We start from the raw sequence: 25704 nt of genomic DNA on the forward strand, positions 1-25704 counted from the left end.
AAGTGCCAGCCCGGTGGGAGTCGATCATCATCGAAGACTGGCTCCGCGATGGTGATGGGCGCATATTTGAGGAGCCGCTCGGCGGCAAGGAGAAGTTCTGGATCACTGCTCCGGACGGCGCCGAGTACCTCTTCAAGTACGCCCGTAGCGACCCCGACGGCACCAATGTCCGGGGTGAGGATTGGGCAGAGTGGGCGGTCCATCAGCTGGCCGGACTAATCGGCGTGCCGACGGCCAGCGTGATCCCTGGCCAGCATTGTGGTCGACGTGGGAGCTTGTCCCGTGCTGTGTGGCACGAACGGGAGCAGCTAATCCACGGCAACGAGTTGCTCACCCGCCATAATCCGGACTACGACGTGGCCGCGCACCGGGAAAATTCCGGCTACACCGTCGGTGCGGTCCGTGCTGCGCTTGAAGGAGTTGCCGCACCCACTGCCTGCGAATCACCCGTGGTCAGCGGGTTCGACGCGTGGGCTGGTTATGTGATGCTCGATGCGTGGGTTGCTGGCAGGGACCGACACCACGAGAACTGGGCCGCAATCAACCACGCCGGTTCGCTTCGCCTGGCGCCCTCCTATGACCATGGCAACGCACTCGGGTTCCAGGAATCAGAGGCACAAGCGGCCAAACTTGCGGCGGACATCGTGCGGCTCGCTCGCTGGAGTCGGAAAGGCCGTAGCTTTCACTTCGCTGGCCGGCCGCCCCTGGTGGACGTGGCCGACGCCGCGCTCCAACTGGCTGGAAGTGCAGTCGAGGGCTATTGGCGCAGTAAACTCGCGGCAGTGACGGTTGACAGCCTCACCGAGATCTTCGAGCAGATCCCATACTTGTCGGACCAAGGCCGTAGATTCCGAATCAGCCTGCTCACCTACAACCAGGAAAGGATCGTCAATGACCAATAGCTCGTCTCTGAGTGCTGCCACCGCGCCGGCCATCGACGAGAAGCGCCGCCTTTTCCTGATTTGGCAGAACCCTGATACTCGCCAGTTCGTCCGAGTTGGCATCTTGATCGAGCTGGTCGACGGTCGATACGTGTTCGAATACACCAGCGGCGCCAGTGCAGAGGGCTTTCATCCTCTGGTTCAGTTTCCAGATGTCAGCAAGACCTACGTCTCTGACGCGCTGCCTGCGTTCTTCGTCAATCGCCTGATGTCAAAGCGGCGTGCGTCGTATCCGGCGTATTTGACCGCGATCGGTCTTGACGACTCGGAACTGGACACTCCAATGGAACTGCTGGCTCGCACCGGCGGGCCTCGGGTGACTGACACCTTCCACCTGGTCGACGATCTCAGCTCCGATGAGAACGGCGTCGTCGTCAGTCGATTCCTCGCGTCGGGCGTCCGACACTTGGAGGGAGCAACCGACGCACTCAGTCGCATTCGGCAGGGCGATCGACTGGAGCTGCGGGCCGACGTCACCAATCCCGTCAACAAGCGCGCACAGCTTGTCTGCGCGGCCACCGGCGAGGCGCTGGGCTACGTTCCGGACTGGCTCCTGGATGACCTGCGCGCACTGTTGAAACGGGCACACGAATACTGTGTCGTCGCTGAGCGTGTGAATCCCGCCGAGCATCCGCACCTGCGCTTGCTATGTCGCCTCGAGGCGCACGTCTAGCCTGCGACTACGCTCACGGGCGTGTCTAATCACGCTGAATTGCGCCGCCTGGTCGACAAGCTCTGGAGCTACTGCGACGTACTACGCGACGCAGGGGTATCCAACATCGACTACGTCGAGCAGCTCAGCTACCTGCTGTTCCTCAAGATGGCGGACGAACGGCAGAAGGGACTTCGCCGCCAGCAGATCCTCCCGACAGAGGTGGATGTCTCGTGGGATCGCCTCGCCGGCCTCAACGGCTTGGACCTCGAAGTTGAGTACCGCCGGATCCTGGACGAGCTCAGTAAGCAGACCACCAACCTCGGCGTGGTTTTCCGTAAGGCGCAGAACAAGATTCAGGAGCCCGCGCTATTGCGTAAGCTCATCGTCGATCTGATCGGATCAGAAACTTGGTCGGTTGGAGGCGACCTCAATGGTGACGCATACGAAGGACTCTTGCAGAGATCTGCCTCCGATGTGAAATCTGGTGCGGGTCAATACTTCACACCACGCGTGTTGATTCACGCGGTGGTCGAGGTGATGCGCCCAGCGCCCACCGACACCATTATCGACCCGGCCTGCGGCACTGGCGGCTTCCTGCTCGCTGCTGTTGACTACCTGAACAAACATCATTCGGATTCGATGACTCCGGACCAGCGTCGCGCATTGAGTGAAGGACGCGCCGTCCACGGTGTTGAGCTGGTTGACGCTACCGCGCGCCTTGGCACTATGAACATGTATCTGCACGGTATTGGGCAAGCTACCGGCGAACCTGTGATCGCCGTGCGGGATGCGCTGGCCACCAAGGTTGATCCGGTTTCCATGGTGCTCGCCAATCCTCCGTTCGGTCGGAAGTCGTCGATCACTGTCGTCGGTGATGACGGCCGCGCCGAACGCGAAGACATCGCCTACGCCCGTAACGACTTCTGGGTCACAACAACCAACAAGCAGCTCAACTTCGTCCAGCACATCGCCACCGCACTCAAAATCGATGGGCGGGCCGCGGTTGTCGTTCCCGACAACGTGCTGTTCGAAGGCGGTGCGGGTGAGACGGTGCGCCGGCGGCTCCTCAACGAGTACGACGTGCACACGTTATTGCGGCTGCCCACCGGCATCTTCTATGCCGGTGGCGTCAAGGCGAACGTACTGTTCTTCGACCGCAAGCAAGCACGCCCTGGCAAGCCATGGACCGAGAAGCTGTGGGTGTACGACTTGCGCACCGGATCGCACTTCACACTCAAGCAGCGGCCCATGCTCGACGAACACCTCGTCCCGTTTGTCGAGGCCTTCAATGCGGCGAACCGCTCTGCCAGAACCGAATCTGAACGCTTCCGCGCTTTCGGATTCGACGAACTCATGTCCCGGGACAAGTTGAATCTCGACATCACCTGGCTGAAAGACCCGTCGGCCGCCGATCTCGACGACGGCGTGCCCCCTGAGGTCATCGCTCAAGAAATCGTCGATGACCTCACCGCGGCTCTCGCCGAGTTCAGCGCGGTGGCGGACGCTCTCGCCGCCCGTGCCGCGGGCGCCACCGACTCCGAGTGAGCGGTTGCTCGGCCTGCCGCGCTAACCCCGCAGGTACCCCGACAGCATCGCGACGATACCGTCCTCGAGCTGTTCGGCGTCGGCGGGTTTGTCGCACGCCAACAGCCGGTGGGTCAGCGACTCGACGGTCGCGACCACCATGCGCGCCGCAAACCCGGTGTCTGGCACCGCTACGTCAGAGTGGCTGTCCAGCAGGGCTTTTGCCGCGGCGACGGCATCCTCTTCGGTGTGGTGCAACCGGTCCAGCAGGGCCGGTGAGCGAGGGGCTTCCTCGAACAGCACGCGGTGCAGACGGGTGTCGTCGCGGTGGTTGTCGATGGTCGCCCGGACGAACAGGCGCAACAGGTCTTCGAGTGATTCGGGCAGGCCTGCCGCAGTGCGCTCGCGCAGCAGCGCCGTACCGGCGTCGACGTGTGCGTCGGTGAGCGCCGACAGGATCGCGTCCTTGTTCGGGAAGTACTGATAGAGCGATCCGATCGACAGATCCGCTGCTTCGGCGATGCGGTTGGTGGTTCCCGCGGCGTATCCGTACTCGGCGAAAATGCGAGCCGCCGCCTCGAGGATGGCCTGCCGGGTCTCCTTGGCGCGCTGCTGTCTGGGCTGCTTACGGGCCCGAAATCGGTCGGTAGGGGTCATCGTCGCCTCCGCACGAAAAGCGAGTAGTCAGGCGTCGCGCTGCTCTCGAAAATTGGTGACATGCAACGCATCCATGTTGAGACGATTCTTCCCGCCGACACTGAACGAGTGTGGCAGGCCATGCAGCAGATCCCGACGTTTCTCTACGTCTGCCGCGACTTGTTCGGTGTGCCCGCCCTGGCCGGACGCACCGAACCGTTCCGGGCCGGGGATCAGGGCACCGGGTGGCTGTTCGCCTTCCACGTGATCCCGGCCTACCGGCACACCATCGAGGTTCTCGATGTCGACGACACCACCCGCACGATCCGCACCCACGAGTACGGCGGAATGCTGCGGTCCTGGAATCACACCCTGCACGTCGAACCGGTCACCGACCGGTCGTGCCGCTACAGCGACACCGTCGAGATCGACGCCGGCCGGCTGACTTCCGTGGTGGTCGCGGTTGCCAGGGGGATCTACGCGTACCGGCACCGCCGGTGGCGCAGGCTGGTGGACAAACACATGGCGGAAGCCGGCGCGTGAGCGCCAGTCCAGAAGAGGCCCGCGGGTCAGAACCCCGTCGTGGCGCAGGCGCTCGGCGTGGTGAGGTTCACCCCACCCCAGGTCACGTGGATGTCCGAGCAGATGATGAAGTTGTCCGCGGTGTTCGGCTGGCCGGTCTGCCACTTTGTGGGTGTCGACACGCCGTCGATGGTGAAGCGCTCGATGGGCCCGCCACCGAAGTACGTCGCCGAGATCTCGACCTTGTTGACCGACCGGTACAACTTCGACAGCACGTTGTCGTGGTTGGAGCCCTTGATCTCCCGGGGCATCCCGGCCGGGGCGCTGTAGGACGCTTCCTGCCAGGTGTCCTTGTTGGAGCTACGCAGGGTGATGGTCTGACGCGCCCACGCGTCACCGGGGAAGCCGATCGGCCCGTCCGGGGTGAGCAGGTTCGCCGAGGTCCGGAAGTTGCAGGTGGTGCCGGCGCAGTCCGCGCTGACGTGCATTTCGATCGTGCCCTGGGGGCTCGGGATCGAGCTGACGGCCGAGTTGGAGGCGGCCGTGGCCGACGCGGGGAACGCCAGCGCAGCCGCGGTCAGCACTGCTGCCGTGCTCGCTGCGGAAAGCCTGTTGATCGTCATCGTCAAGAAAGGTATCCGCTCGTTACTCGTCGTAGGTGACTTCGACCGAATCCGACACCGGTGTGGCCTGGCAACCCAGGATCAGGCCCTCGTCCAGATCGGATGGTTCGAGTACGTCGTTGATCTTCATCTCGACGTCCCCGGACTTCTTGAGGACCGCGCAGGCACCGCAGTGGCCTTCGCGGCAGGAGAACGGTGCGTCCAATCCCTTGTCGAGCAGGACGTCGAGGAGCGTGGCCGACCGTGGCCAACGAACCTCGTGGGTGGTGCCGTCCAGGGTGACGACCGCGGTGGCCGGCTCTTGGTCGCTGTCCTCTTCTTCGATCACCACGGCGGCGAACGGGTCGGAATCCAACGACTTGAACACCTCGATGTGGATGCGCTCGTCGGCGGCCCCGGCCTGCTGCAGCGCCTGCTCGGCTGCTGCCATGAACGGTCCGGGCCCACAGATGAAGGCCTCGCGCGCCGCATACGGGGTGAGGAGTGTGGCGAGTGCGGCAGGACTGGGCAGGCCCTGCACGGTCTCCAGCCAGTGCACGACGGTGAACCGGTCGGGGTACTTGGCCGCCAGGTCGCGCAGGGTTGCACCGAAGATGACGGAGTTCTCGTCGCGGTTGGCGTAGACCAGGACGACGTTGCCGGTGCCCTCGGCGAGTGCGGACTTGCAGATCGCCATCATCGGGGTGATGCCGCTGCCCGCGGCCAGCAGCAGGAAGTCGGTGTCGAGATTCTTGGGCACGAAGGTGCCCGACGGGGCCAGCACGTGCATCTTCATGCCGGCATGTGCGTTGTCGCACAGCCAGTTCGAGGCGTAGCCGTCGACGGTCCGCTTGACCGTGACGGTCAGCTGGTCGTCCGTCACCGGCGAGCTGGACAGTGAATAGCAGCGGGCCACCGAGCCGGTGCGATCGCTCGGCACCCGCAGTGTCAGGAACTGGCCCGGGGAGTAGCGCAGCCGGTCGGCGGGAATCTCTGAGCCCTCCGGCGCGGAGAACACGAGAGACCGGGCGTCGGCCGTCTCCTCGATGACTGCACTCACCTGCAGTTCGAGCACATGGCTGCCCAGTGGCTCATCAGTCACGGCTGGACCCTTTCTTCACTCATAACTAGAACATGTTACAAAAACGTACTTGCCCTGGTCCAGCCCACCATTGCAAGGCGCTACTCGACACAAATCGTAACGTGTTCTAATCTCTGTCTAGGCGGTCAGCTCGCGCTTATCGCAGTCCGAATCTTGGGAGGCATTTCCGTGACATCCATTGAACAGCGTGACGTGCAGGCAGTGCTGGCCGGCATCGATGAACTGCTGCCGACGCTGCGTGAGCGCGCTCAGGAGACCGAGGATCTGCGCAAGCTGCCCGACGCGAACGTGAAGGCCCTGGAGGACATCGGTTTCTTCAAGCTGCTGCAGCCCGAGCAGTGGGGTGGCCTGCAGTGCGACCCGACAGTGTTCTACGAGGCGGTCCGGCGCCTGGCCAGCGCGTGCGGTTCCACCGGCTGGGTCGCCGGCATCATCGGTGTGCACAACTGGCACCTGGCGTTGTTCGACCAGCAGGCTCAGGAAGACGTCTGGGGAGAGGACACCTCCGTCCGGATCTCCTCGTCCTACGCCCCGATGGGTGCCGGTGTGGTGACCGAGACGGGTGACGGCTACCTCGTCAACGGTGCCTGGAACTGGTCCTCGGGCTGCGATCACGCCAGCTGGGCCTTCCTCGGCGGCCCGGTCATCAAGGACGGCCGGCCGGTCGATTTCGGCAGCTTCCTGATCCCGCGTACCGACTACCAGATCGACGACGTCTGGAACGTCGTCGGTCTGCGCGGCACCGGCAGTAACACCGTCGTGGTCAAGGACGTGTTCGTGCCCAAGCACCGCTTCCTGTCCTACAAGGCGATGAACGACGGCACCGCCGGCGGCTACCAGACCAACACCGCTCCCGTTTACAAGATGCCTTGGGGCACAATCCATCCCACCACCATCTCGGCACCCATCGTCGGTATGGCCTACGGCGCCTACGACGCGCACGTCGAGCACCAGGGCAAGCGTGTCCGTGCCGCCTTCGCCGGCGAGAAGGCCAAGGACGATCCGTTCGCCAAGATCCGCATCGCCGAGGCCGCCAGCGACATCGACGCAGCCTGGCGTCAGCTGTCGGGCAACGTCGCCGACGAGTACGCCCTGCTGGTTGCCGGCGAGGAAATCCCGTTCGAGCTGCGGGCCCGCGCCCGCCGCGACCAGGTGCGTGCCACCGGCCGCGCGATCGCCTCGATCGACCGGCTCTTCGAGGCCTCGGGTGCCACCGCACTGTCGAACGACGCTCCGGTGCAGCGGTTCTGGCGCGATGCACACGCCGGCCGGGTGCACGCGGCCAACGATCCCGAGCGCGCCTACCTGATCTTCGGCAACAACGAGTTCGGCCTGCCCCCGGCCGACACGATGGTCTGATACATGACTGCCACCCAAGAGATCACCTTCGAATCCACCTCCCGGTACGCGCAGGTCCGCGAGGACATGCGGCTGCACTACCACGAGGCGGGTGACCCGAATGCCCAGACCATCGTGCTGTTGCACGGCGGTGGCCCCGGCGCCTCGAGCTGGTCGAACTTCGGCCGCAACATTGCGGTGCTGGCCGAGCACTACCACGTACTCGCCGTCGATCAGCCCGGTTACGGGCACTCGGACAAGCACACCGAGCACGAGCAGTACAACCGGTACAGCGCCAAGGCGTTGCTCGGGCTGTTCGACCACCTCGATCTGCAGGGCCGGATCCCGCTGCTGGGCAACTCGCTCGGCGGCGGCACCGCGGTGCGGTTCGCGCTGGACTACCCGGACCGGGCAGGCAAGCTCATCCTGATGGGTCCCGGCGGTCTGAGTGTCAACCTGTTCGCGCCCGATCCGACCGAGGGCGTCAAGGCCCTGGCGAAGTTCAACTTCGAACCGACGCGCGAGAACCTCGAGGCCTTCATCCGGATCATGGTGTTCGACCAGAAGCTGGTCACCCCGGAACTGGTCGACGAGCGGTTCGCGATCGCCAGCACCCCCGAATCGCTGGCGGCCACCCGCGCGATGGGCAAGTCATTTGCGGGTGCGGATTTCGAGCTCGGCATGATGTGGCGCGAGGTGTACAAGCTGCGTCAGCCGGTGCTGCTGATCTGGGGCCGCGAGGACCGGGTCAACCCGCTCGACGGTGCGCTGGTCGCGCTCAAGCAGATTCCGCGGGTGCAACTGCATGTCTTCGGGCAGTGTGGACACTGGGCTCAGGTCGAGAAGTTCGACGAGTTCAACAAACTCACCATCGATTTCCTTGGGGGTTAGCAGATGAGCATCAAGGCACTCGGCTACATGCGCATCGAGGCCACCGACGTGGCCGCGTGGCGTCAGTTCGGCGTGAAAGTGCTCGGCATGGTGGAGGGCGAGGGTTCGATCCCGGACGCGCTCTACCTGCGGATGGATGACTTCGCGGCCCGCCTGGTGATCGTGCCGGGTGAGCAGGACCGACTGCTGATCTCGGGCTGGGAGGTCGCCGACGCTCCCGCGCTGCAGAACGTGCGCGAGAGCCTGTCCAAGGCGGGCGTCGACTTCGTCGAGGGCACCAGGGACGAGATCCGCGAGCGTCGGGTCGAAGGGCTCATCCGGTTCTCCGATCCCGCAGGCAACGTCCTCGAGGCCTTCTACGGTGCGCAGTACCTGGGCCGCCGGTTCGTCAGCCCCTACGGCCACAAGTTCGTCACTGCCGAGCAGGGCCTCGGACACGTGGTGCTGACCTGCAACGATGACGCCGCCGCGCAGGCGTTCTACCAGGATGTGCTGGGCTTCAAGCTACGTGACTCGATGCAGCTGCCGCCGCAGCTCGCGGGTCGCCCGGCCGATGGCGATCCGGTGTGGTTGCGCTTCTACGGCTGCAACCCGCGGCACCACGCGCTGGCCTTCATGCCGATGCCCAACCCGACCGGCATCGTGCACTTGATGGTCGAGGTGGAGAACTCCGACGATGTCGGCCTGTGCCTGGACCGCGCCAACCGTCGCAACGTGAAGATGTCGGCGACGCTGGGCCGACACATCAACGACAAGATGCTGTCCTTCTACATGAAGACCCCGGGTGGGTTCGACATGGAATTCGGTTGCGAGGGACTGGAAGTCGAGGACGAGAGCTGGATCGCCCGCGAGAGCGTGGGGATCAGTCTCTGGGGCCACGACTTCTCTGTCGGATTCAAGTGATGGCACAGGCTCAGCCGCTCGACCCGCGCACGTTCCGAAATGTGCTCGGCCAGTTCTGTACTGGCGTCACGGTCATCACGACACTTCACGATGACGTGCCGATCGGCTTCGCCTGTCAGTCGTTCGCGGCGCTGTCGCTCGATCCGCCGCTGGTGCTGTTCTGTCCCACCAAGCAGTCGCGGGCGTGGCAGGCCATCGAGGCCAGCGGAAAGTTCTGCGTGAACATGCTGCACGAGAATCAGCAGCATGTGTCCGCGCAGTTCGGCTCCAAGGCGCCGGACAAGTTCGCCGGGATCGATTGGACCCCATCAGAACTCGGTTCTCCGGTGATCGACGGCAGCCTTGCCCACATCGACTGCAATGTGCATTCCGTGCACGACGGCGGCGACCATTTCGTGGTGTTCGGTGCGGTGCACTCGTTGTCGGAAGTGCCCAAGCGCAAGCCGCGGCCGTTGCTGTTCTACCGCGGTGAGTACACCGGGATCGAGCCGGACAAGAACACCCCGGCACAGTGGCGTGACGATCTGGACGCGTTCCTGACGGCCACCACGCCTGACACCTGGCTCTGACTTTTCGTCGCTGACACGACTGGGCCCCCTCCCATCGGGAGGGGGCCCAGTTTGTGTTCCTGCTCCACAGGTTCGTCTGGCAAAGAAACGAACGCATGGGGATTCGCGGACGGTCTGCCCCGATGACCAGGAAGGCTCCCAGTATCGGGAAGCCGATCCCATCGATGCGGTCTGAAGCCGTCAAAACACGCCCCGAACAGGAAATCTGCCGGGCCACCGGCCTCCGACCTGGCGATTGCCAAGCACTTGCCTAGGCAAACGGAATTTAGGGCAGGCATACCTATTGATATTTAGGAAAACCTAAGCTAATTTTTGCTCGTTCCTCAGTCAACTATCAGCTTTCAGGAGTTCTTCGTGCCCCTACCTGCACTCCCCTCCGGCGACACCCCAGTGGTGAGCCGGAAGGATCGGTTCCTCGTCGCCGGCGTCGCAATGCTCAGCGCCAGCGCGATTGCGGTGACCCCGGTTGCCCAGAACACGACGCTCATCCAGCAGGCTCAGAGCTTCGCCTACGACCTGACGGCGTCGACCATGGACGCGACGGCCTCGCCCGTGGACGTCTACGGGACGCTGTTCAGCAACACATTGGGCAACCTCGAGTCTCTGGGTGCCGCCCTGGCTGCCAATCCGGCGCCGTTGCTGAACCAGGTGCTGGAGAACCAGCTGGGCTACGCGGGCAAGTTCGGTGCGGCGTTCGAGGCCATCCCCACCAACCTGAAGAACTGGTATGAGGGCCCCAACGGGCAGGCGCGGTTGGCGCAGGCGCAGGCCGCACTTGAGGCCGGAGACATCGGCGAGGCGTACCGGTGGTTCAACCACTCCATGCTGTACGCGTTCCAGGGCGCCTTCGGTTCGCTGATCGCTCCCGGGTTCATCCTTTCGGGCATCCCGCGCGGCGGGACCGAGTACCTGACCGGGATCCCGGAGCAGATCGCGCAGAACTTCACGAATCTGATCGGTGCGACCTTCACCTCCAGCGTCGTCGTGAGCGCCCTGTTCCAGGGCGCCTTCGCAACGATCAGCGGTCCGACGTTCGAGCTCGCCCGCGTTGCCGAGGCGATCAGCACCAGCGTTGCCGCGGGCGATATGCAGGGGGCCTTCAACGCCGTCGTGAACACGCCGGGCATCCTCGTCAACGCGGCGCTCAACGGATTCAAGTACTCCGATCCCGACCCGGAGACGGGCACCGGGGGCTACACCGAGTGGCCGGCACTGCTCACCTGGGCCGAGCCCGGCGAGCAGGGTGGCGCCCGGATCGTCGCAGGTCTTTTGCAGAACCTGCTGGTGAACATCCCCAAGAGCCTCGCCGATGCCATCGACAACACCCCGGAAACACCTGCTCCCGCGTCGGCTCCGTCATCGGTGCCCGCGAGCATCTCGGCTCAGCTGGTTTCCGCGTTGGCGCCCAAGACGGCGTTGACCGTGTCGCCCGTCGAGTCGGTGAAGGAAGCGGCTCCGGCCGTCGAGGCTCCGAAGGCTGAAAGCCCGGTCGAGGCTCCGAAGTCCGAGACCGTGGCTGTTGAGGCTCCGAAGGTCGAAACCCCGGTTGTCGAGGCCGCGAAGGTCGAGACGCCGGTTGCCAGTGCCGTTCCTGCGGCCGATGAGGCTGCCGGAGAGTCTGTCGCCACGCCTGCAACCAGCAAGTCGGCCAATGCCGATGCGAAGGCCACGGGCAAGGCCAAGATCACGGACCGGATCAGGGCCAAGATCAGCGAGGCCAAGGAAGCCAAGCAGGCCAAGGCCCAGGAGGCCAAGGAATCGAAGGCCACCGCCAAGGAGAGCGCCGCCAAGGAGAGCACCGCCAAGGAGACCAAGGCCAAGCCCAAGGCGACCAAGGCCGGAGCTGACAAGTCCAAGGGGTCGGGCGAGTCCAAGAAGAGCTCGGGCTCTGACTCGTAGTAAGTAGCACGACGCATAGCTGGGCCCCACCCGTGAGGGTGGGGCCCAGTTGCGTCCGGCGCCGACGTCGAATCCAGCGGCCCTGACCGGTTGATCAACCTGCCCTTGACGAACATGGTTGTGTCCTGCCAGAGTTTGATCAATCGATCAAACCGATGGGAAGAGGACACACATGACTGGTCGGGTAGAGGGCAAGGTTGCCCTCGTTACCGGTGCGGCGCGCGGGCAGGGGCGCAGCCATGCGCTGCGGTTGGCGCAAGAGGGTGCGGACATCATCGCGGTCGACGTCTGCGCCCCGGTCACCGACACCAGCGCGATCCCGGCGTCCACCCCGGACGACCTGGCCGAGACGGCCGATCTGATCAAGGGTCTCAACCGCCGTATCGTCACCGCCGAGGTTGATGTCCGTGACTTCGCTGCACTCAAGGGGGCCGTCGACAGCGGTGTCGAGCAGTTGGGCCGTCTCGACATCGTGGTGGCCAACGCCGGCATCGGCAACGGCGGCGATGTCCTGCACGAGACCAAAGAGTCCGACTGGGACGACATGATCGGCGTCAACCTGTCCGGCGTCTGGAAGTCCGTGAAAGCCGCAGTGCCGCACATTCTTTCCGGCGGACGTGGCGGTTCGATCATTCTGACCAGCTCGGTCGGCGGGCTCAAGGCCTACCCGCACACCGGTCACTACATCGCGGCCAAGCACGGTGTGATCGGTCTGATGCGCAGCTTCGCAGTGGAATTGGGGCAGCACTCGATCCGCGTCAACTCGGTGTGCCCGACGAACGTCAACACGCCGATGTTCATGAACGAGGGCACGATGAAGCTGTTCCGTCCCGACCTGGAGAACCCGGGCCCGGACGACATGGCTGTCGTCGCCCAGTTGATGCACGTGCTTCCGGTCGGCTGGGTCGAGCCTGTCGACATCAGTAATGCGGTGCTGTTCCTGGCCTCTGATGAGGCCCGTTACATCACCGGTCTGCCGGTCACGGTGGATGCGGGCAGCATGCTCAAGTAGCGGCCTGATCGCTGCCGAACCGGCGCAGGAACCGCTCGACGAAGGCGCGGAACTCGGCGTGGCCCTCGGTCACGCCGACCGCCTCTTCGTTGCACAGGCTGCGGGCGGACTGGGTGAGCAGCATCGACATCACGACCGGCGGGAACTCCTCCATGTCCACACCGTGGGCGCGCAGTACCCCGGCCATGGCCGCGGCCTCGATGTCGCGGACCCGCTCGGAGTAGGCCTTGAGTTCGGCGCCGATCTCCTTGCGGTGGTTGGCCAGCGCCATGAACTCGGTGTTGAGCCCGGTCACCCTGGAGTCGGAGTTGATCAGCCACAGCGCCCGGAGCGGATCATCGGCGGTGACGGCTTCGCGCAGCCGGGCCAGGGCCACGTCTGCGCCGCTACGGAGCACCGAGATGAACAGGTCGTCGAGGGTGTCGAAGTAGTAGTAGACCAGCGCCGAACGCACGCCGGCGACGGCCGCGATTCTCCGCGTGGTGGCCGCGGCGTACCCCTCGTCCCGGATGACCTGGGCGGTTGCCTCCATCAGGCGCCGACGGGTGCCCGCGTCCTTCTCTTTGGCGGCGCGTGCGGCGGGCATCAGTGCTGCTCCCGAAAATCATTGCCCGACAACAGTTGTTTATCGCCAAGTGAGATCCTTGACCGCCGCAGGCCGGGGGTGGTAAGCATGAGCCATCCTAACGGTTTGATCGATTGATCAAATCTAGAACTGAGGAAACAGATGCCCGAAGATTTGACCACAGCCCGGGTCCGGGTGGACGCCGACCTGTGTGAGGGCCATGCACTGTGCATCCAGCTCGCCCCCGAGGTGTTCGACCTGTCCGACGACGAGGTGGCCGGCGCCGCCGAGGCGGACGGACCGTGGGATCGAGATACCTGGGACAGCATCAAATCCGCCGTCGACGCCTGCCCGCGCCAGGCGATCAGTCTGATCAACACCAGCACGAAAGGCCAGTGAGCCATGACCGATCTCGCCTCACTCGACTACTTCACCGACCCGGGCCTCGCCCAGGACCCGTACGACTACTACGAATATCTGCGCAGCAACGGTCCGGTTTTTGCCGAGCCACAGCACGGTGTTGTGGCGGTGACCGGCTACCAGGAAGTCATGGCGGCCTTCAAGGACCATGGGTCGTTCTCGGCGGTCAACGCGATCGGCGGACTGTTCCCGCCGCTGCCGTTCGAGCCTGAGGGCGACGACATCAGCGAGCAGATCGAGGCGCACCGCCACCTGTTCCCGATCCACGAGCACATGGTGGTGATGGACCCGCCGCAGCATGAGCGGGCCCGCTCGCTGCTGAGCAAGCTGCTCACGCCGCGGCGGCTCAAGGAGAACGAGGACTACATGTGGCAGCTGGTCGATCACCAGCTCGACCAGTTCATCGACCCTTCTGGTGCGGCTGGGAAATGCGAGTTCCTGTCCGAGTACGCCAAGCCTTTCGCCACCTCGGCGATCATCGACCTGCTGGGTGTTCCCGAGGAGGACCGCCCGGAATTCCTTGCCGCGCTGGGCGCCGAGCGGCCCGAGGGCAATCGGGTCGGGGCGCTCGACGGTGAGCCGGTGGGCCGTGACCCGCTGCAGTACCTGGACGACAAGTTCGCCGGATATCTCGCCGAGCGCCGGCGCGAGCCGCGTGGCGACGTGCTCTCCGGCATGGCTACCGCGACCTATCCCGATGGCTCGACGCCGGAACTGCTGGAGGTCGTCAAGCCCGCCACCTTCCTGTTCGCCGCCGGTCAGGAGACGGTCACCAAGCTGCTCACCGCCGCCGTGCAGACCCTTGGGGACCACCCGGAGTATCAGCAGATGTTGCGTGAGAACCCCGACGGCATACCGACTTTCATCGAGGAAGCGCTGCGGATGCATTCGCCGACGAAGATCGATTTTCGGCTGGTCCGTAAGACCACCACGCTCGGCGGCGTGCATCTGAAGGCCGGCACGATCGTGATGCTCTGCCTGGGCGCAGCCAACCGCGATCCTCGCAAGTTCGACGATCCTCAGACATTCCGTCCGGATCGTAAAAACGTCCGTGAGCACATCGCGTTCGGCCGCGGCATCCACACGTGTGCCGGCGCGCCGCTGGCCCGGGTGGAAGGTCAGATCACCGTCCGCCGGCTACTGGACCGCATGCAGGACATCACCATCGACGAGTCGGCGCACGGCCCGGTCGGGCAGCGGAACTACACGTATGAGCCGACGTTCCTGCTGCGTGGACTGACCGAGCTGAACATCGGATTCACCCCAGCGAAAGGGTGACCGCCCCGCCGCGGTGATCCACCTTGTCGAGGATGCTCGATGGCACCCGGAACACCCGGCCGGGTGAGGCCGGCCACGGCAGGGTCTTCCGGCCGATGACCGTGCCATCTTGGCGCGCCACCACTTTCGGTATGCGTACCAAGGTGTCGGTCCACAGCAGCAGGCGCTGCCGCGCCGGGGCGGGGTCGCCGCACCGCAGCAGGCCCGGTGCCACCCAGCGCAGCGGGGCCGCGGCCTCGATGCGGATCCCTTCGCCGGGCGTGGCCGCGCCGCTCAGGTAGCGGCGCACCTGTGCGGCCACGTGGCGGCCGTCGAGCGCGGCGATGTCGGCGGTGTCCACCGGGTGCAGCAGGTTGCCGATCGCGAATACGCCTTCCCTGCTGGTCCGCAGCGCGGTGTCGACGACGGGCCCCAGGCTTTTCGGGTCCATGTCGAGCCCCGCGGTGCGGGCCAGCTCGTGGTCGGGAATCCAGTCGCCGGTGAACACGACGGTGTCACAGGCCACGATGCGGCGTTGCCCGGTGCGGGTGTTCTCGATCTCCACACCGACGACGGTGCCCTTGCCGATGATGCGGGCCACCCGGGTGGTCGTGGCGACCTCGACGTTCATCAGCGGGGTGCGGCCCGCGAGGTTGAAGACTGCATATGACTCGGGCGAAGGGTATTCGCTTGTCATCAACGCGGTTTCACAGCCGGCGTGCTTGAGCGTGAGCACCGCTGAGTAGCTGACCAGTTCGGCTCCGACGATGACGGCGCGCTTGCCCACGCCGCGGTGCTGCAGGTGCACGGTGTTCTGCAACTGCCCGGTGGTGTAGACGCCACCGGGCCGATCGCCGGGGATCAGCCGCGCCGGGCGGGCCCGCTCGCGAGCACCGGTGGCCAGGACAACCGCGCGGGCGTCGAGTTGTTCGCGCCCGGTAGGCGACGTGAGCTCAAGGGACGTGTCGCCGGCCCAGCCGGTCACCATGGTGGCGGTACGGATCTCGGCCCCGGCTGCCGTCGCCTCGCGGACCAGGCGGCGCGCGTACGTCGGCCCGCTGATGAAGGTCTTCATGTCGCGGATGCCGTAACCCGGATGGTCACTGTGCCGTGGAATGCCACCGGCCTCGGACTCACGTTCCAGCACAACTACATTCAGGCCCGAGTTGTGCGCCAGCTCGGCTGCCGCGGTCAGGCCTGCGGGGCCGCCGCCGATGATCGCGACGTCGTAGGTGCTCACTTGTTGATCTCCTGACGTTCCTGCTCGAACACCGACTGCACCTCGGCGCCGCAGAAGAAAGCCTGGCAGCGGCCGTTCATCACGCGGGTGCGTCGTCGCAGGCCTTCCAGGGCTGCGGGTGGGATGACGGAATGGCAGGCGTCGCGCAGTTCACCTTCGGTGACGCGCTCGCAGAAGCACACGATCCGGCCATAGGCGGGGTCGGCGGCGATCTTCTCGGCCTGCTGATAGGGGCGGGGGAATGCCTCGCCGAGGTTGGGCATCTGTGGTGGATCGGGCAGTTCTTCGGCGGGTTCCAGTTCCAGGCCGGCCGAGACCAGTTGAGTGCGGGCGTATTCGGCGATGGCCATTCCCGCCGTCAGGCCGGTGGACCGGATACCGCCGACCAGCAGATAGTGCTGCGCCGGGTCCGCCTCGATCAGGTAGTCGCTGCGGTCGATCGCGGCCCGTAGTCCGGCATACGTCGCAGTGACCTCTTCGTCGAGGAGTCGGGGCATCAACGCGCGGCCCTTTTCCAGGAGGAAGTCGAATCCGCTCTCCGAGGTGCCAGTGGCGGTGCGGTCGGTGAGGTCCTCCGAGGTGGGGCCGAGCATGACGTTGCCATAGATGGTGGGGCTGACCAGAACTCCCTTGCCGCGCGAGGTCGGCACCGGCAGCACGATCTTGTCGACCAGCGGTCGCGCGAGCTTGTCGTAGACGATCAGCTCGCCGCGGCGCGGGGTCACGCTGAATCGCGAGAAGCCGAACAGGTTGTCGATGACATCGGCTCCCAGGCCGGCCGCGTTGACCACCCACCGGGTGCGCACAGGTCCGGCGGAGGTGTGCAGTGTGGTGACCTCGTCACCAGTGGCGATGCGTTCCACGCGGTGATCGGTCAGCAGGGTGGTGCCCCGGTTGACGGCATCGGTGGCCAGCGCGAGGTTCACCGTCCAGGTGCAGATGATGGATTCGTCGGGCACGGTGAGCCCGCCGAGTGCACCCGGACCCAGAGCGGGGACCGCGGCGTAGACGGCCGCGGAATCCACGAGCTCGCACCGGTGATACCCGTTGTCCTCGGCCTTCTCCTTCAATCCCGGTAGGGCAGCGAGCTGTTCGTCGTCCCAGGCCACCAGGAGCGCCCCGGTGTGCTCGACCGGGACGCCGGTGCGGCTCGCGTAGTCGGACAGCAGCTCGTAACCACGGCTGACCAAGGTCGATTCCAGCGTTCCCGGTTTGGCGTCGAACCCGGTGTGCAGGATCGCGGTATTGGCCTTGCTGGTGCCGTCGCCGACATCGTCGCGGGCTTCGAGCAGGGCGACGGACAGTTGGTATCCCGACAGCTCACGCGCAATGGCTGAGCCGACGATGCCGGCTCCGATGACCACGACGTCGAACACGTCGGGTCCACTCGGGGTGTTCATGAAATCTCCTGGTGGTACGTGGTCTCGGCGAGTTCGCGCCAGGCCGAGCGGAATTCGGCGGCACGTGCCGCGCTCCAGCGGGGTTCGTAAGTCGCCGACGGGGTCCAGTCGGTGACGACGTCGGCCACCGACTTCTCAGGTGACAGGCTGAGTCGGGCCAGCGCGGCCGCGCCCAAGGCGGTTGCGTGCGCCGAGGGATAGACGTCGACGGGCACCTGCAGGATGTCGGCGCAGGCCTGCATCAGCACTGTGGACTGGGTGAGCCCGCCGTCGGCCCGCAGCCGGGTCAGTGGCGGAGCGTCGGCATCGATCGCCGAGACCAGCTCGGCGACCTGTGCGGCGATGCCCTGTAGAACCGCCAGCACGATGTGTCCGCGCCCGGTCGACAGGGTCATGCCCGAGATCGTGGCGGTGGCCTGCGATTTCCACCACGGCGCGGCCAGGCCGGCCAAGGCGGGCACACACAACACGCCGCCGTTGTCGGATTCGGCGACGGCGTCCATCTCGGCGGCGCCACTGATCACACCGAGCGAGGTCAGCCATTTGACGGCTGACGCCGCGGTGTAGACCTGGCCGTCCATGCAGAACGAATCGATGCCACCGATTCGCCACGCCACCGACGACGTCAGGCCCGTGGTCGAACGCACCGGGGAGGTCCCGGTGTTCGACAGCAGGAAGGCGCCGGTACCGAATGTGCACTTGGCCATTCCGGATTCGAGGCACGCCTCGGCCAGCAGCGCGGCCTGCTGGTCCACCACGATCCCGCCGACGGGGACTTCGGGTCCGAAAGAAGATGTGGTGCCGATGATCTCGTCGTTCGCCGCGATCCGGGGCAGGCGTTCGCCGTCCAGGCCGAACAGCGCGAGCAACTCAGGACTCCAGTCCTGAGCGCCGAGATCCACGGCGGCCGAGCGGCTGGCTGTCGTGGCATCGGTGACGAACTCACCGGTGAGCTGGTGCAGCAGCCAGGCATCCGAGGTCGTCACGACGCCGGTCGACTCGACATTGCGGCGCAGCCAGGCCATCTTCGGTGCCGAGAAGTAGGGATCGAGCACCAATCCGGTTCGTGCGGCGAGCATGTCGGCGTGCCCGGCGAGGTCGGCGCACAGCGACTCGGCGCGCCGGTCCTGCCACACGACGGCCTGGCTGAGTGGCCGGCCGGTGTCGGGATCCCAGGCCAGCACGGTCTCGCCCTGATTCGCCAGAGACACCGCGTGAACCGGCCGGCCGGCCTGCTCAAGGGCGGCGCGCCCGGCGCCGAGCACGGACTCCAGCAGCTCTGCTGGGTCCTGCTCGACGCCGCCGCCGTCGAGGTAACGCGGGTGTACCGGAACCTCGGCCAACCCGACCACACCCTGTTCGGGGTCGACGACGATCGCCTTGGTCCCCGAGGTGCCTTGGTCGATGGCCAGGACTGTCATTTCACGGGTTCCTCGGCAGCGCCGGCGACCTCGTCCAATTCGGCGTCGATCGAGGCCATCTCGGGCATCTTGAGGCCTTCCTTGCCGCGGGTGACGAGCAGGTACCCGAGGTAGACGGCGCCGATCGCGACCATGGCCAGCACGTAGAGCCACGGATCCTTGAAGGACGCGTCGCGGAACAGCGAGAGCTCGAACACCAGCCACACCACGGCTACCACCAGAACCGGAACCTCCCAGCGTCCCAGGCTGAATCCCGCACTCGCGGGCAGCTTCTTGCGGGTCGCGATGTAGAGCGCGATGGTGATGGCATAGATGGATGCGGGCAGCAGGGTGGCCGCGGAGAACAGTTTGAACAGCGCGTCGGTGCTCGTCGAGAAGATCCCGAGGATCACCGCCGAGGTGGCGGCCATGAACACGGTGGCGTTGGCCGGCGTACGGAACCGCGGTGAAACCTTGTGCAGCAGCTGCCAACCCGGGAAGCGCTGATCACGTGACATCGCCCAGACCAGACGCACGCCGCTCATCAGGATCACCAGGCCGCAGGCGAAGATCGCGATCGCCACCAGCACGAGCAGCGCGGTGCCCACGAAGGAGCCGAGGATGTCGCGGATGACGTCGGCGATCGGGGTGCCCGACTGGGCCAGCGTGGTCGGATCGTTGACGGCGGCGGTGACCACCAGCAGGAACAGGAAGCCCAAGATGCCTGAGGCCAGTACTGCCTGCCACATGGCGCGCGGCACAACGATTTCGGGCTTCTTGGTTTCCTCGGCGAGATTGGCCGCTGACTCGAAGCCGACGATGGTGAAGGCGCCGAGCAGGAAGCCGAGCATCCACGGGCCCACCGAGGTGGCGGTGCCGAAGCTCCAGTACCCCTCGGCGGGGATGTCGCCGCGGGAGAACAGGTTGCCGACGGAGAGCTTGTGGGCGACCACACCCACGATGAACAGCAGCACCACGAGGGCGACCATCCCGATCAGCTCCGCCGTCACGGCGAAGTTGTTGACCCGCTCGGTCCATTTGGTCGACAGCCCGACCAGCAATGCCTGCAGAAACAGCACGGCGGCGGTGATCTCGAATGAGGTCAGGGGAGTGCCGGTGAAGTCGAACAGCGCGGGCACCACGGTGGCGGCCACGGTGTAGTCGACTGCCACCACCACGATCGCCAGGAACGTGAACGAGATCCAGCCGGTGATCCAGCCGAGAATCGGATTGGCGAGCCGCGACACCCACTGGTAGGCGTAGCCGGTCACCGGGATCCGGGCGGCCAGCGAGCCGAGTAGCAGGGCTACCGCGACCTGGCCGACGATCACGAACGGCCAGGTCCAGATGCCCATCGGGCCCGAGCTGTTGAGGACGCTGCCGTAGGTGGTGAAGATGCCGGTGGCGATCGAGACGAACGCGAAGGCCACGGCGAACGAGGCGAATTTGCCGGTGCCGCGTTCCAGCGTCTCGGTGTAGCCGTACGGCGATGTGGAAGAATTTGTCATTGATCGAGCTTTCTGAGGGAAATCGACTGTTTCGCGAAGGAATTGCTCGGTCCGCGGGCGACGCTGCAACGTCGCCCGCACCCGTTTCAGGCGCTTGCCGGCCGCGCCGGCATGACCACACCTCCCGTCTCTCCGAAGGCCGCGGCCACCGCCGGGTCGGCGTTCTGGTCGGTGATCAGTCCGTTGACGGCGCTGAGATCGCACACGCGGTACGGCGCCACCTGCCCGAGCTTGGACGAATCGGCCAGGATGTAGCTGCGGGCGCTGTTGGCGATGATCGTGCGGCGCACGTCGATCTCGTCGAGATGGAAGTCGGTGAGCCCGGCTACCGCGTCCACCCCGCCGGACCCGAGCAGGGCAATGTCGGCGTAGACGTCGGTGAAGAAGGACTTCGTGTGGGCGTTCGAGCAGGCCAGGTCGCCGGCTCGGACCCGTCCGCCGGCCAGCAGCAGTTCGATTCCCTGGCGGTCGGCGAGTTCCACCGCGACCGGCAGTGACGGGGTGATCACAGTGCCGGTGAACGCGCGCGGGATGGCCTGGGCGACGGCGACGGCCGTGGTCCCGATGTCGATGATCACCGTCTGACCGTTTTCGAGGAGCCCCGCGGCGACCCGGGCCAATTGGGCCTTGGCTTGGTGGCGAATCATCGTGCGCTCGGAATATGAAGGCTCGATGGGCCGGTGGTCAGCGACCGCGGCGGCGCCCCCGTGTACCCGGCGCAGTGCACCGCGTTCTTCGAGAAATGCCAGGTCGCGGCGGACGGTCTCAGCCGAAACTCCGAGGCGGCGGACCAGCTCATCCGTGCTGATCGCCTGGGCGGTGCCTACTGCGTCGACGATCGCCTCGTGGCGCTCAACCGGCAGCACGGTTGACCGTCGATGTGGATTTCTGACCGAACATGACGGTTATTGTGGGGTGTGGTGTGGCCCACGTCAACCGGAACCGGGGAAATCAGACCGGGGGATACCCGTACTCGGCCATGACGTCGCGCAGCTGGGTATCGCCCACGCGCGCGATGAACCTCAGCACCGCCGGCCCGTTGCCGTCGTCGATGGTCGGGTCGGCTCCGGCGGCCATCAGCACCGCCACGATGTCGGCACGTTTTCCGGTCGTGTTGCGCACGGCCCGATAGAGCGGCGTGCAGCCGTCTTCGGCGACAGCGTTCACGTTCGCGTTCGCTTCGAGCAGGATCTTCACGATCTCGACGCTGTCGCTCTGGGCGGCGAAGTGCAGCGGCGTCATCCCGACATTGTCGACGGCGTTGACGTCAGCCGCCAATGCGATCAGGCGCGTGGTGTTCTCGATCCGAAACTGGTTGCCGATCCGGAAGTTCTCGGCCGCGAGCTGCGGGTCTTTGAGGGCGGCCGTGTAGTTCAGGCCAACCGGGTCGTCGATGACGGCGTAGTGCAGTGCCGTGCGGCCCGCACGATCGGTACCGACGGGATCATCGCGCGGCACCACGGTGCGGTCGTTTCGGCGGCCAGGAGTGAACCGGAACTTCACCGAAAAACCGTATCAACGCACGGCGATCCGGATGTTCTTTACTTGCTGAAACTCATTCAGGCCCTCGATGCCGCCGGTTCGGCCCGAGCCGCTCTGCTTGTAACCGCCGTACGGACCCTGGGGTGAGATGTCGCTGAACTGGTTGATCCACACCGATCCGGATTCCAGCCGACGGGCCACCCGATGGGCACGGTTGAGGTCGGTCGTCTGAACGAAGGCGTTCAGGCCGTACGGGGTGTCGTTGGCGATCTGTACTGCCTCGTCCTCCTCGCGGAACCGCATCACCGAGACGACGGGTCCGAAGGTCTCCAGTTGCGCGAGTTCCGAGGAGTTGTCCACCTCGCCGAATACCGTCGGTTCGACGTAATAGCCCTTGCCATCGATCTGCTTGCCGCCCACCAACAATTCACCCGCACCGCTGGACGCCGCGGTATCGACAGCAGCCAGGATCCGGTCAGCGGCGGTCTGACTGATCACCGGTCCGAACGTGGTCGCGGGATCCATCGGGTCACCGATCTTGGCGGAACCGATGACGCCGAGGAACTTCTCCAGGAATTCGTCGTAGACCGCGTCGTGGACCAGTATCCGGCTCGCGCAGGCACAGCTCTGTCCTGACTGCATGAGCGGGCCCTGGTGGGCCGACAGCGTGGCGGCCAGGTCGAGATCGGCGTCGGCGAAGATGAGATTGGCGGATTTGCCGCCCAGCTCGGTGACCACCGGCGTGAGATTCGTTGCGGCAGCCTGCAGTACCTTGCGTGCCGTACCACCGCCGCCGGTGAAGGCGATCTTGCCGATGCCGGGATGACGTACCAGGGCCTCGCCGCCCTCGGCGTCGGCCGGGACGACAGTCACCAGTCCCTCGGGCAGCCCGGCCTCCAGACACAGCTCGCCGAAGCGCAGCGCCGCGAACGGCGCCAGCTCTGAGGGTTTGAGGACGACGGCATTGCCGGCGGCCAGCGCCGGGGCGACACACGATCCGGTGACGACCAGGGAGCCGTTCCACGGCGTGATGACACCGACCACGCCATACGGCTCACGCTCGACGAGATTGATGTCGAACGACCCGTTGACCGGTGTCGTCACTCCGTGCGGCTTGTCGGCGTAACCCGCGAAATGTCGCAGGAACCGTTCCAGAAGCATTGCGGTGCCGGCGAACGAGATCGGCACCGCATAGTCGGCCACGTTGAGCTTCGCGAGCTCGTCGAGGTGCTCGTGCACCACGTCGGCCAGGTCGATCAGCAGGTCGCGGCGCCGGTCGACGGTCAATGAGGCCCACTCCCGCTGCGCCTCTGCCGCGGCCGTCACCGCTTCGTCGATCTCGGCGGCTCCGGCCAGGTCCACGGTCCCGTTCGGCTGGCCGGTCGCCGGGTAGATGTGCTCGAACTTCATGCCTCGGCGTTCTCCTCGTCGAGCACACGTTGCTGCTGTTCCCGGATCACCTGGTTGAGGTTCGATGCCTTGGGCCATCCGTAGTAGGCCGCGAAATGCAGTGCCAGTTCATCCATTTCCTCGAAGGAGACGTCGCGGCTCTTCAGTGCGGCATAGACGTGGCTGAGGATCGGCAGCGGCGCATCCTGAAAGGCCACACAGGCCACCGTCACCAGGCGTCGTTCCTTCATGCCGAGTCCGGGCCGCAGCCACATCTCTCCGAAGACGAAGTTGAGGATGCCCGCTCCGGAGTACGGGTTGTCCCGGGTCGGGGCGAACGGGATGCAGTTGATGTCCCGGAAGGACTGCTCGCCGCAGACCAGGCGTTCCTCCGGGTCACTCGGCGTGGGGAGCGGCAGCAGCGGTTCGGGTGCGGGCGGGGTCTGCCCCCGTTCGCGGTGGATCCGGTCCCACTGCTCGTCGACCATGATGTTGAACCGCGAGGCCTTGGGCCACCCGGCGTACACCGCGAAATGCAGCACGGTTTCCCGCATTTCGTCGATCGACACGTCACCGCTGTTGAGCGCGGCGTACACGTGATCCCGCAACGGTCCTTCGGCGTCGGCCGCAGCCACGCACGGCAGCGTGACGAACCGGCGATCCCGGCGGCTCAATGCGGTGCGCGGCCACACCTCCGCGAACACGAAGTCGATGAGGTTGGCGGTGGCCGGGCTGCTGTCTGACGGAGCCGCGAACGTCATCACCTCGGCGAATTCGCGCCTGCCCCGCTCGGCCCGCGTGTCGGCGGCGGTCATCGGATCGTCGCCCCGGCGTCGACCTTGAACTCCAGTCCGGTGACGTGGCGGGCTTCGTCGGAGATCAGGAACAGCACCGCATTGCTGATGTCGAGTGCGTCGGTCATCTGGATCGGCAACGCATTCTGGAAGATCGGCCCCAGGTCTTGACGAGTCTCGTGGATCAGGGTGTGCAGGGTGTCGGGCCGCAGGCCGGTGGCGACACCGGTGGGATGCACGGTGTTGACCCGGACATTCACCGCGGCAAGCTCATTGGCCAGCGCGCGGCTCATGCCGACCACCCCGTGTTTGGACGCGGTGTAGGGCGTGTGCAGCGGTGATCCCTTGATCCCGGCCACCGAACTGACGTTGATCAGGCTGCCGCCGCGTTCCACCAGATGCGGCAGTGCTGCCGAGCAGGTGTTCCAGGTGCCGATCAGGTTGACGTCCACGACGGTGCGCCATTGTTCGGCGGTGGTGGTGTCCCAGGTGCCCGCGGTCAGGACGCCGGCGTTGGCGACGGAGGCGTCCAGGCCGCCCAGCTTCTCCACGCCGTCGGCGACCGCCGCGCTCAACGCCGCGCCGTCGCGCACGTCGACCACGTAGGTCAACGCGCGCTGGCCGAGTTCGGCGACGAGGCGGGCGGTTTCGTCCAGATCGGCGCGCGTTGCCAGTGGATACTCCACCTCTGGCAACGATTCACAGATGTCGACGAGGATCACGTCGGCGCCCTCTTCGGCCAGACGTACCGCGTGGCTTCGGCCCATACCACGCGCTGCGCCGGTGATCAGCACGCGCTTGCCGGTGACGCGCCCCATCAGAGCTTGTTCGTGAAGCCGGCGTCGACGGGGAGGGTGACCCCGGTGACGTATTTGGCAGCGTCGGAGACCAGGTAGCTGATCGTCGCGCTGATGTCCTCGGGCTCGAGCAGTGAGACCGGCATTGGGTTCTGCAGGTGCGGACCGCCGTCGGGGTAGTTCTCCAGGAACGCCGTCATGGCCGGGTTGACGGCCATCATGGTGTTCACCGCGGTGGGGTGCACGGTGTTGACCCGGATGCTGTGCGGGGCAAGGGCATTGGACAGGGTGCGCATCAGTCCGACGATGCCATGCTTGGATGCCGCATAGCCCAGGCCGCCGCCCTGCATGCCGCCGAAGCCGCGCAGTCCGGCGGTGGAACTGGTGAACACGATCGACCCGCCGCGTCCGCCTGCGATGAGGTGGGGGATGGCGGCCTTGGCGGTGTGGAACGAGCCGACCAGGTTGACGCCGACCGCATCGGACCACATCTCGAGGTCTTCTTCGATGGTCACTTCACGAAACGCGGTGGGGGCGACGCCGGCGTTGGCGAGCACGATGTCCAGCCGGCCGAACTGCGCGACCCCCGCATCGAGTGCGCTCTTGACGGCGTGGAAGTCGCGTACGTCGGCGACCGAACCGAGCATCTTGCCGCCGGCCGCTTCGACCAGGGCGATCGTCTCGTCGAGCTCGTCGCGGCCGGCCATCGGGTACGGGTTGGATGCGATATCCGCGCAGATGTCCACACCGATGATGGCCGCGCCTTGCTCGGCAAGCGTCACCGCGTGACTGCGCCCCTGGCCTCGGGCAACCCCGGTGATGAAGGCGACTTTTCCGTCGAGATTCCCCACTGATCCT

The 25704-nt window shown here is 65.7% G+C and carries 26 protein-coding genes; 12 read left to right on the plus strand and 14 right to left on the minus strand.

The annotated features are described in order from the left end of the window. The first annotated feature begins 2 nt into the window (after nt 1–2). Genes AC4LGL_RS03615 through AC4LGL_RS03625 form a run of 3 tightly spaced genes read left to right on the plus strand, consistent with a single transcriptional unit; the run spans nt 3 to nt 3141 of the window. A complete protein-coding gene (locus tag AC4LGL_RS03615; protein WP_418021306.1) occupies nt 3–902 on the plus strand; it encodes a HipA domain-containing protein in 900 nt (299 codons plus the stop codon). Beyond that, a complete protein-coding gene (locus tag AC4LGL_RS03620; RefSeq protein ID WP_418021307.1) occupies nt 892–1614 on the plus strand; it encodes a hypothetical protein in 723 nt (240 codons plus the stop codon). The genes AC4LGL_RS03615 and AC4LGL_RS03620 overlap by 11 nt, the downstream gene beginning before the upstream one ends. 21 nt (nt 1615–1635) lie before the next feature. After that, the gene (locus AC4LGL_RS03625; protein ID WP_491837664.1) at nt 1636–3141 is read left to right on the plus strand and encodes a type I restriction-modification system subunit M; all 1506 of its coding nucleotides are present in this window, start codon (nt 1636–1638) and stop codon (nt 3139–3141) included. Between the two features lie 21 nt (nt 3142–3162). On the opposite strand, the gene AC4LGL_RS03630 is transcribed toward AC4LGL_RS03625, so the two are convergent. Beyond that, a complete protein-coding gene (locus AC4LGL_RS03630; RefSeq protein WP_491837665.1) occupies nt 3163–3777 on the minus strand; it encodes a TetR/AcrR family transcriptional regulator in 615 nt (204 codons plus the stop codon). A gap of 60 nt (nt 3778–3837) precedes the next feature. Between AC4LGL_RS03630 and AC4LGL_RS03635 the strand changes: the two genes are divergently transcribed. Beyond that, complete coding sequence (locus AC4LGL_RS03635) at nt 3838–4299, plus strand: Rv1443c family protein (RefSeq protein WP_491837666.1); 462 nt, start codon at nt 3838–3840, stop codon at nt 4297–4299. A gap of 26 nt (nt 4300–4325) precedes the next feature. On the opposite strand, the gene AC4LGL_RS03640 is transcribed toward AC4LGL_RS03635, so the two are convergent. Both AC4LGL_RS03640 and AC4LGL_RS03645 read right to left on the minus strand, forming a co-directional pair. Further along, nucleotides 4326–4895, minus strand: a complete 570-nt coding sequence (locus AC4LGL_RS03640; protein WP_055120771.1) for a hypothetical protein — start codon at nt 4893–4895, stop codon at nt 4326–4328. Between the two features lie 28 nt (nt 4896–4923). Beyond that, complete coding sequence (locus tag AC4LGL_RS03645; RefSeq protein WP_491837667.1) at nt 4924–5982, minus strand: 2Fe-2S iron-sulfur cluster-binding protein; 1059 nt, start codon at nt 5980–5982, stop codon at nt 4924–4926. 168 nt (nt 5983–6150) lie between these two features. On the opposite strand from AC4LGL_RS03645, the gene hsaA reads away from it, so the two are divergent. From hsaA to AC4LGL_RS03675, 6 genes are all read left to right on the plus strand, one after another. Then, nucleotides 6151–7341, plus strand: coding sequence for a 3-hydroxy-9,10-secoandrosta-1,3,5(10)-triene-9,17-dione monooxygenase oxygenase subunit (gene hsaA / locus AC4LGL_RS03650; RefSeq protein WP_491837668.1), 1191 nt, complete (start codon nt 6151–6153; stop codon nt 7339–7341). Between the two features lie 3 nt (nt 7342–7344). Further along, nucleotides 7345–8211: a 4,5:9,10-diseco-3-hydroxy-5,9,17-trioxoandrosta-1(10),2-diene-4-oate hydrolase gene (gene hsaD / locus AC4LGL_RS03655; RefSeq protein ID WP_491837669.1), complete on the plus strand. Its 867-nt coding sequence runs from the start codon at nt 7345–7347 to the stop codon at nt 8209–8211. A gap of 3 nt (nt 8212–8214) precedes the next feature. Then, the gene (hsaC, locus tag AC4LGL_RS03660) at nt 8215–9114 is read left to right on the plus strand and encodes an iron-dependent extradiol dioxygenase HsaC (RefSeq protein WP_491837670.1); all 900 of its coding nucleotides are present in this window, start codon (nt 8215–8217) and stop codon (nt 9112–9114) included. Beyond that, complete coding sequence (gene hsaB, locus AC4LGL_RS03665) at nt 9114–9683, plus strand: 3-hydroxy-9,10-secoandrosta-1,3,5(10)-triene-9,17-dione monooxygenase reductase subunit (protein ID WP_491837671.1); 570 nt, start codon at nt 9114–9116, stop codon at nt 9681–9683. The genes hsaC and hsaB overlap by 1 nt, the downstream gene beginning before the upstream one ends. A 354-nt stretch (nt 9684–10037) precedes the next feature. Continuing rightward, the gene (locus AC4LGL_RS03670) at nt 10038–11582 is read left to right on the plus strand and encodes a hypothetical protein (protein ID WP_491837672.1); all 1545 of its coding nucleotides are present in this window, start codon (nt 10038–10040) and stop codon (nt 11580–11582) included. Nucleotides 11583–11754: 172 nt separating this feature from the next. After that, nucleotides 11755–12594 (plus strand): mycofactocin-coupled SDR family oxidoreductase, encoded by an 840-nt coding sequence (locus tag AC4LGL_RS03675; RefSeq protein ID WP_491837673.1) that lies wholly within the window; start codon nt 11755–11757, stop codon nt 12592–12594. Here the strand turns inward: AC4LGL_RS03675 and AC4LGL_RS03680 are convergent. Further along, the gene (locus tag AC4LGL_RS03680; protein ID WP_491837674.1) at nt 12587–13180 is read right to left on the minus strand and encodes a TetR/AcrR family transcriptional regulator; all 594 of its coding nucleotides are present in this window, start codon (nt 13178–13180) and stop codon (nt 12587–12589) included. The genes AC4LGL_RS03675 and AC4LGL_RS03680 overlap by 8 nt on opposite strands. Before the next feature lie 141 nt (nt 13181–13321). On the opposite strand from AC4LGL_RS03680, the gene AC4LGL_RS03685 reads away from it, so the two are divergent. After that, nucleotides 13322–13558 (plus strand): ferredoxin, encoded by a 237-nt coding sequence (locus AC4LGL_RS03685; protein ID WP_491837675.1) that lies wholly within the window; start codon nt 13322–13324, stop codon nt 13556–13558. Nucleotides 13559–13561: 3 nt separating this feature from the next. Further along, nucleotides 13562–14857, plus strand: coding sequence for a cytochrome P450 (locus AC4LGL_RS03690; RefSeq protein WP_491837676.1), 1296 nt, complete (start codon nt 13562–13564; stop codon nt 14855–14857). Here the strand turns inward: AC4LGL_RS03690 and AC4LGL_RS03695 are convergent. The 10 genes from AC4LGL_RS03695 to AC4LGL_RS03740 all read right to left on the minus strand — a co-directional run bounded on the left by AC4LGL_RS03695 (nt 14838) and on the right by AC4LGL_RS03740 (nt 25697). Continuing rightward, the gene (locus AC4LGL_RS03695; protein WP_491837677.1) at nt 14838–16076 is read right to left on the minus strand and encodes an NAD(P)/FAD-dependent oxidoreductase; all 1239 of its coding nucleotides are present in this window, start codon (nt 16074–16076) and stop codon (nt 14838–14840) included. The genes AC4LGL_RS03690 and AC4LGL_RS03695 overlap by 20 nt on opposite strands. After that, nucleotides 16073–17476, minus strand: a complete 1404-nt coding sequence (locus AC4LGL_RS03700; protein ID WP_491837678.1) for an NAD(P)/FAD-dependent oxidoreductase — start codon at nt 17474–17476, stop codon at nt 16073–16075. Before AC4LGL_RS03700 ends, AC4LGL_RS03695 begins: the two co-directional genes overlap by 4 nt. Next, nucleotides 17473–18897 carry an FGGY family carbohydrate kinase gene (locus tag AC4LGL_RS03705; RefSeq protein ID WP_491837679.1) on the minus strand — a complete coding sequence of 475 codons (1425 nt, stop codon included), beginning with the start codon at nt 18895–18897 and terminating at the stop codon, nt 17473–17475. The genes AC4LGL_RS03700 and AC4LGL_RS03705 overlap by 4 nt, the downstream gene beginning before the upstream one ends. Next, nucleotides 18894–20384, minus strand: coding sequence for an amino acid permease (locus tag AC4LGL_RS03710; RefSeq protein WP_491837680.1), 1491 nt, complete (start codon nt 20382–20384; stop codon nt 18894–18896). The genes AC4LGL_RS03705 and AC4LGL_RS03710 overlap by 4 nt, the downstream gene beginning before the upstream one ends. Nucleotides 20385–20470: 86 nt before the next feature. Next, nucleotides 20471–21250 carry a DeoR/GlpR family DNA-binding transcription regulator gene (locus AC4LGL_RS03715; RefSeq protein WP_491837681.1) on the minus strand — a complete coding sequence of 260 codons (780 nt, stop codon included), beginning with the start codon at nt 21248–21250 and terminating at the stop codon, nt 20471–20473. Nucleotides 21251–21335: 85 nt separating this feature from the next. Next, entirely contained in the window at nt 21336–21887 is a 552-nt protein-coding gene (locus AC4LGL_RS03720; RefSeq protein WP_491837682.1) for an ankyrin repeat domain-containing protein, read from the minus strand. Nucleotides 21888–21899: 12 nt separating this feature from the next. Continuing rightward, nucleotides 21900–23276, minus strand: coding sequence for an aldehyde dehydrogenase family protein (locus AC4LGL_RS03725; RefSeq protein ID WP_491837683.1), 1377 nt, complete (start codon nt 23274–23276; stop codon nt 21900–21902). Next, a complete protein-coding gene (locus AC4LGL_RS03730) occupies nt 23273–24070 on the minus strand; it encodes a carboxymuconolactone decarboxylase family protein (protein ID WP_491837684.1) in 798 nt (265 codons plus the stop codon). Before AC4LGL_RS03730 ends, AC4LGL_RS03725 begins: the two co-directional genes overlap by 4 nt. Beyond that, a complete protein-coding gene (locus AC4LGL_RS03735) occupies nt 24067–24867 on the minus strand; it encodes a mycofactocin-coupled SDR family oxidoreductase (RefSeq protein WP_198542170.1) in 801 nt (266 codons plus the stop codon). Before AC4LGL_RS03735 ends, AC4LGL_RS03730 begins: the two co-directional genes overlap by 4 nt. Next, nucleotides 24867–25697 (minus strand): mycofactocin-coupled SDR family oxidoreductase, encoded by an 831-nt coding sequence (locus AC4LGL_RS03740; protein ID WP_491837685.1) that lies wholly within the window; start codon nt 25695–25697, stop codon nt 24867–24869. The genes AC4LGL_RS03735 and AC4LGL_RS03740 overlap by 1 nt, the downstream gene beginning before the upstream one ends. Between the last annotated feature and the right edge of the window lie 7 nt (nt 25698–25704).

Source organism: Mycolicibacterium arcueilense (assembly GCF_058536225.1).

Coding starts and splice junctions, on each gene's coding strand:
- AC4LGL_RS03685 (WP_491837675.1), top strand. CDS start 13,322: ATGCCCGAAGATTTGACCACAGCCCGGGTCCGGGTGGACGCCGACCTG.
- AC4LGL_RS03725 (WP_491837683.1), bottom strand. CDS start 23,276: ATGAAGTTCGAGCACATCTACCCGGCGACCGGCCAGCCGAACGGGACC.
- AC4LGL_RS03635 (WP_491837666.1), top strand. CDS start 3,838: ATGCAACGCATCCATGTTGAGACGATTCTTCCCGCCGACACTGAACGA.
- AC4LGL_RS03710 (WP_491837680.1), bottom strand. CDS start 20,384: ATGACAAATTCTTCCACATCGCCGTACGGCTACACCGAGACGCTGGAA.
- AC4LGL_RS03700 (WP_491837678.1), bottom strand. CDS start 17,476: ATGAACACCCCGAGTGGACCCGACGTGTTCGACGTCGTGGTCATCGGA.
- AC4LGL_RS03675 (WP_491837673.1), top strand. CDS start 11,755: ATGACTGGTCGGGTAGAGGGCAAGGTTGCCCTCGTTACCGGTGCGGCG.
- hsaB (WP_491837671.1), top strand. CDS start 9,114: ATGGCACAGGCTCAGCCGCTCGACCCGCGCACGTTCCGAAATGTGCTC.
- AC4LGL_RS03680 (WP_491837674.1), bottom strand. CDS start 13,180: ATGCCCGCCGCACGCGCCGCCAAAGAGAAGGACGCGGGCACCCGTCGG.
- hsaC (WP_491837670.1), top strand. CDS start 8,215: ATGAGCATCAAGGCACTCGGCTACATGCGCATCGAGGCCACCGACGTG.
- hsaD (WP_491837669.1), top strand. CDS start 7,345: ATGACTGCCACCCAAGAGATCACCTTCGAATCCACCTCCCGGTACGCG.
- AC4LGL_RS03735 (WP_198542170.1), bottom strand. CDS start 24,867: ATGGGGCGCGTCACCGGCAAGCGCGTGCTGATCACCGGCGCAGCGCGT.
- AC4LGL_RS03630 (WP_491837665.1), bottom strand. CDS start 3,777: ATGACCCCTACCGACCGATTTCGGGCCCGTAAGCAGCCCAGACAGCAG.
- AC4LGL_RS03705 (WP_491837679.1), bottom strand. CDS start 18,897: ATGACAGTCCTGGCCATCGACCAAGGCACCTCGGGGACCAAGGCGATC.
- AC4LGL_RS03620 (WP_418021307.1), top strand. CDS start 892: ATGACCAATAGCTCGTCTCTGAGTGCTGCCACCGCGCCGGCCATCGAC.
- AC4LGL_RS03730 (WP_491837684.1), bottom strand. CDS start 24,070: ATGACCGCCGCCGACACGCGGGCCGAGCGGGGCAGGCGCGAATTCGCC.
- AC4LGL_RS03690 (WP_491837676.1), top strand. CDS start 13,562: ATGACCGATCTCGCCTCACTCGACTACTTCACCGACCCGGGCCTCGCC.